This is a genomic window from Hydrogeniiclostridium mannosilyticum (assembly GCF_003268275.1).
Taxonomy (GTDB): domain Bacteria; phylum Bacillota; class Clostridia; order Oscillospirales; family Acutalibacteraceae; genus Hydrogeniiclostridium; species Hydrogeniiclostridium mannosilyticum.
In genome coordinates this window covers 1-4,983 of sequence record NZ_QLYR01000020.1, presented here as the reverse complement: position 1 = coordinate 4,983, position 4,983 = coordinate 1, and the positions used below count along the sequence as shown (strand labels likewise).

Here is a 4,983-nt window from a genome sequence, read left to right as displayed (position 1 = left end):
TGCCCTTGCTCGCCTTCTTGGGGAAGGCTTTCCAGAATTCCTCAAATCCCTGGACAGGCGTCTTGGGTCGGATAGCGGCCTCCGCCGCTCCTCCTGCCGTTTCAACAGTTAGGTCCTCGGCCTGTCCTTCCCCCTGGGGGGATTTAGGGGGGAGTATATTCTTCTCTTTCTCTATATTCTTATCATTCTTCCTTTGTTGCCCCTTGCTTGCCCCTAGCGTGCCCTCTGCTTGCCCCTCGGGTGCCCGGTTGGGTGCCTCTGACTGTGCCCCTCCTTGAAACTTTTCGTAATTTTGTATAGTAAATATGCCGTATTTCGCCGTTGTTGAGTGTGCCAGCTCGCCTGTCTCTATGAGGTGCCGAATTGCCGTGCGAACCTCTTTAATTGACAAAGAAAGTTCTTGTGCAATTTTTGAAAAGCTTGCTAACCTTTGCCCCCGGTCTATGGTAATCCCGTGCCATTTCTGAGGCTCATGGTTCGCTGTAAGCAGCAGATGAACAAAGACCCGGAACGTGTTGGCGTCGTCATACCATTCCCATCTCAGCAAAGAGCGGTATAACTTTATGTACCCTTGCTCAAGCATTCTCCCACCGCCTCATAGCTTTGTTTGGGCGGGGTTGAACGGAACCGATAAGATGATGCTCAAGTGCAGCCAACTCCTTTCACCCCAAAAGAACAGGGAGAACCAAACGAAAATCCTCGGGATTTTTGTTGCTTCGGATAACTACCGGGCTGTGGGGGCCGTAAATCTCTAAAGCGACAGGATTGTCTGAAGATGAGCGGAAACCTTTTAATGCGTCCGCAAGATAGTCTGGATTAAAGCCGATTGTCTCCACTGGTTCATTTTTAGGAATGGCTTCTTCAAAATCAATAAAGTCATCTACTCCATCCCCAAGCCGCTCAATGAATTTCCGTTCCCCAAAATTAAATGCAATTTCTTTTTCACCAAGTGTGCACTCGATAAAAGAGGATTTCATCGCGGGAATTGAAAACGGCTTTAGCAGGAAGGAAAACGGCTGGTTTCCCTTAAGCACCGTGATCGGAACAGATACACAGTGCATCCTATATCCATCCACCGACGTCGCCTGCAACATACCATCGTTTCCAGTAAATTTTATGTACTGATGTACTTCTTTCCTGCAAACGTGGCCAAGTGACCTCTTAGTAATATCGAAAATATATCTTAAGTCTGCTTTTGCTAAACGAAATTTAACCACTTCAATCCCTCCTGCTTAGTTAAAAAGGCAAGTCGTCGTCTGCCGTAATCTCTTGAAAGCCGTCGCCGGGCTGAGCGAAATTCCCGCCCTCCTGCTCCCTCTTAGGGCCTGCAAAGTGCGCCTGGTCCACGACAACCTCAACCGCCTTGCGCTTGTTCCCGTTTTTGTCCTCATAGTTTCGCGTTTGTATGGACCCCTGAACGGCAATTAATTGGCCTTTCTTGAAATATTTACAGATAAACTCCGCCGTGCTGCGCCATGCGACTACGTCTATAAAATCAGCCTGGCGCTCTGCTCCAGTTTTTACATAGGAACGGTCAGCCGCCACCGTGAAGCTTGTCACCGCCGTATCGCTCGACGTGTGCCTCAGTTCCGGGTCCGCAGTCAGCCGGCCCATGAATATTGCTGTGTTAATCATTATCTGCCTCCGTTACTTCTCCGGTTTCTGTGTCTACCTCTACGCCTTCAACCTCGATTGTTTCAGCCGGAACGCTGAACATATCATCCGACAATTCCGTTTTTATGGTTTCATCAGCAGAAACCTGACGGACAAAATCAGACTTCAGCGGAGCATATTTAAGCGCTTTTTTCAAAACGGTTTTCTTTGCCATTTCTTCAAAATTTGTCTTCCAGGGAGAATATGCGCTATTATACGACTGGCTGTATTTGGCAGCATGGCTCCGAATATCTTCGACGCTCATTACTTCAAAACCATACCCGCCATCTTTTGTTTTAAATACGGCATAAAAAAATACAGGCGCACCACGTTCCGATTTGGCGGGTCTGTGTATGAGTTTAGGGTCGAGCCCAAACTCATATTCAAACTCGTCATTTTCGCAAACTGTGTGGGCCTGTATCACACTGATTTCCCCGCTTCGGTATGCGAGGTCAATCAAACCTTTATCACTTTTCCCGCAGTTTTTTCATCACTGCGGCGTGGACTATATCATCACCCTCGTGGGGTGCGCCGCACTTCAGCCGGTGCTTAATTTCCGGCTTACTCCTTTCGGATAGTCTCTTGACTACAATATTCCCAAGAATAACCGCCTGCTGTTTTCCGCTTTCCCTTCAAACAATTTACGATAGACCCGCCATCGATTTGAAGGGTTGCAGCTGCTTCTTTTATACTCCCAAACTCGTACTCTATTTCTCCATCAAAAACCGCTCGAACCGGCTTATAATGCCCATAGTTTGGTCTCGGTTTTCCATGTAAAGCACAGCTTATTTTCAGTTTTTGCTCTTCTGGCATTCCACCATTACGCTGAAAATACGCTTTTGTTTTCTGGGAAAGAAGTTTTTTTGTCTCCTTTGAACGATGTGACCCAACCCGCGGGCCGGTCAACTGTGTTTGAACGATCTTTCTTTTGGTCTCATTATCATAGCCTTCCCACTGGCGTTTCCCATATTTGCGTAAGACAGCCTTTGTATCTTCCCTGCAAATATAGTCATTGTTACCTGCGCCGCCAGAGTTCATGTTATATTGAGGTTTTTGCTTTGAGATATAATAGATTTCTCGTTCATTCAGTCGTTCAACAGGACAATACTCGATCACTTCAAATTCAAATGAATCAATCCCATATTTTTTAAATGCCTTTTCCAGCACGGTGTAATGTGCCTTTACTTTCGTGGCATTATTTTTGTGGAGATACCAACGACGCTCCAAATTACGAGATTGTCCGATGTAGAAGTGACCATCCAGCGTGTTTGTTATCTTGTATATTCCAGAGGACATATTATCACCCGGGAATATTATAGCACAGGATTGCCCAGTGTGTCAATTTCAAGAAGGATACAGGCCACGACACATTGAAGGGTTTCCCTGTTAGCACCCGCATAAGCAGCCATTTCCTGCTGTTCCGTTATCGTTGCGGGTACACCTGCCAAGCTTGCAGTTCACGGCGTTTGCATATTCTGTTGCCAGAATAAGGGGCAAAAGGTTTACCCAATCTGAAATTGGCATTCCAGCTTTCCTTTGTTACTATAAGGAATCAGGTAAGCTTGTCCTAACGGGGTGTTCGGTTCAAGGCCAAGCTGCGCGGCTGTCATCATTGCGCCCAAGAACGAGCCGGGGGTCGTTGCTGCAAGTTTAGGGTTTGTGGACAAGGCCGAAAGGGTAATGCGGGTAAACCGTTCCGGGGTTATGACAGAGGGAAGCGCCTTTTTGATTTCTCCCTCCATTTTCTTGATATAGGCTTGCATAGTTGGTGTTTTTTCTTTCTGTAAAGCATTGTTTTCAACGTTTTTTTGAATAGAGGTTCCCATATTATTTTTGCTCCTTTATGTCAAATTTCCGAAAGGAAGAAGTACGAAAATAGGGCGATAGATCAATGTTGGGATAAGCTGTTTTAAACGCCGATAAATCAAAGCTTCTCCTTTCTTGCTCCTTCCAAAGCACCTTATAATTGCTGCATAAGCCGAGTTCTGAATCTGAAAGATCGGTTTGAAGGATTTGCTTTCTCCTTTCATTTTCTCGCTCGTAGGCCTTAATAAGTTTGTTGGTTTCCAGGAAGTCTCTGATTAAATTCTCCCGCCCAAACAAATCTACGGCTATTCCCGGGTTTGCGGATGGAAAAATAGTCTTAATTGTTTCCTCTGTAGGCTTCAACCCGTCGACCGGCGGCGGATTACCAGGGATTACATAATTGTCCCAAAACTCTTTTTCTACCTTCATCAGCGTGTTTATTTCATCTTCATCGCGCTCTACTGTGAAAGTATAAAACCCTTGGTTTAAAATAAGCACTGCCAGATACCAACGGTCAAATCCTGTTACAGCTAAATAATGGACACATTGGGCATAATAGTTCTCTGGATATTCACCGTTTTTAAATTTCTTTAGGTTCATAATGCTGGTGGTCTTGCATTCCAAACCTGCACGCTCTCCGGTTACTTTTCGGTCAATATTGGCATGAGCAAAAGGATAAGCTGGATTTCTAAGCATTTCCGAGTACACATGTACCTTTTTCCCTGTTTTTTCTGTAAAGCGTTGTGCTACATAAGCTTCCAGGTCCCGGCCTTGCCGCATAGCCTCGTTGTCATTTTTTGGAGGCAGCTTACCTGTTTTATCTGCCCAAAGCATATATGGAGTTACACATGGGTTCATTCCCACTAGAGCAGCGGCATCGGACCCGCCGATACTCCGGCGCCGATCCTCAAGCCATTCCTCACGCGACTGTTTCACCGCAGGATTCCTCCTTTAACCAGTTGCCACTATAGAACCAATCAATAAGCATATTGGAAAATTCAGGCCAGTCTGGTCCATATCCGATTTTTACAATTCCGCAGCATTCCATTGCATAAGATAGAGCGTTTTCTTCTGCTATGATTTTACCGTTTTCAGGACCCAATCCTACATATTCCATTTGACATCCTCCGTTAATCCCCGGAAAGCATAACGCGGGCCATCTCGGCAGCTTTCAGGTATTGCTTTGCCCACCTATTCATTCCGTGGACCGCCTTTACTTTCTTCACAAATACTTCTATGCTCCCGCAAAAGCAGCCTGTAACCGCGTAAATCTTCTTATCTTTATCAAGATAGCAGGTCAGAAAATCATTCCGTGAGCCGATAGGACCTTGTACAAAGTATGAGCGCGGGCTTGAGATATAACCATTAACCCCGATTCTTGCGCTGCCGTAGACCTCACCGTTGTCGGAGACCCAGCCGTTGTCGAAGACCTCGCCGTTGCCGTAGACCTGCCCGTTGCCGTAGACCCTGCCGTCGCCGAAGACCCTGCCGTTGTCGAAGACCCAGCCGTTGTCGGAGACCCTG

General features: G+C 46.3%; 9 protein-coding genes. All 9 read right to left on the bottom strand.

Going from position 1 to position 4,983, the window contains the following annotated elements:
• A partial coding sequence (locus tag DPQ25_RS14100; RefSeq protein ID WP_242978402.1) for a helix-turn-helix domain-containing protein occupies positions 1 to 583 on the bottom strand: 583 nt, incomplete at its 3' end.
• Between the two features lie 79 nt (positions 584 to 662).
• On the bottom strand, positions 663 to 1,217 hold the full coding sequence (locus DPQ25_RS14095; protein ID WP_112333815.1) for a hypothetical protein: 555 nt from the start codon (positions 1,215 to 1,217) through the stop codon (positions 663 to 665).
• 19 nt (positions 1,218 to 1,236) lie between these two features.
• On the bottom strand, positions 1,237 to 1,635 hold the full coding sequence (locus DPQ25_RS14090) for a single-stranded DNA-binding protein (RefSeq protein ID WP_112333814.1): 399 nt from the start codon (positions 1,633 to 1,635) through the stop codon (positions 1,237 to 1,239).
• Entirely contained in the window at positions 1,628 to 2,113 is a 486-nt protein-coding gene (locus tag DPQ25_RS14085) for a recombinase RecT (RefSeq protein ID WP_112333813.1), read from the bottom strand. Before DPQ25_RS14085 ends, DPQ25_RS14090 begins: the two co-directional genes overlap by 8 nt.
• A gap of 101 nt (positions 2,114 to 2,214) precedes the next feature.
• Complete coding sequence (locus tag DPQ25_RS14080) at positions 2,215 to 2,949, bottom strand: GIY-YIG nuclease family protein (RefSeq protein WP_112333812.1); 735 nt, start codon at positions 2,947 to 2,949, stop codon at positions 2,215 to 2,217.
• A 206-nt stretch (positions 2,950 to 3,155) separates the two neighbouring features.
• Entirely contained in the window at positions 3,156 to 3,479 is a 324-nt protein-coding gene (locus DPQ25_RS14075) for a recombinase RecT (protein ID WP_242978401.1), read from the bottom strand.
• A 1-nt stretch (position 3,480) separates the two neighbouring features.
• Positions 3,481 to 4,395, bottom strand: a complete 915-nt coding sequence (locus DPQ25_RS14070; RefSeq protein ID WP_112333811.1) for a YqaJ viral recombinase family nuclease — start codon at positions 4,393 to 4,395, stop codon at positions 3,481 to 3,483.
• The gene (locus DPQ25_RS14065; protein WP_112333810.1) at positions 4,379 to 4,576 is read right to left on the bottom strand and encodes a hypothetical protein; all 198 of its coding nucleotides are present in this window, start codon (positions 4,574 to 4,576) and stop codon (positions 4,379 to 4,381) included. Before DPQ25_RS14065 ends, DPQ25_RS14070 begins: the two co-directional genes overlap by 17 nt.
• Before the next feature lie 13 nt (positions 4,577 to 4,589).
• Positions 4,590 to 4,983 (bottom strand): hypothetical protein (locus DPQ25_RS14800; protein ID WP_407928173.1); only part of this gene is annotated, 394 nt, incomplete at its 5' end.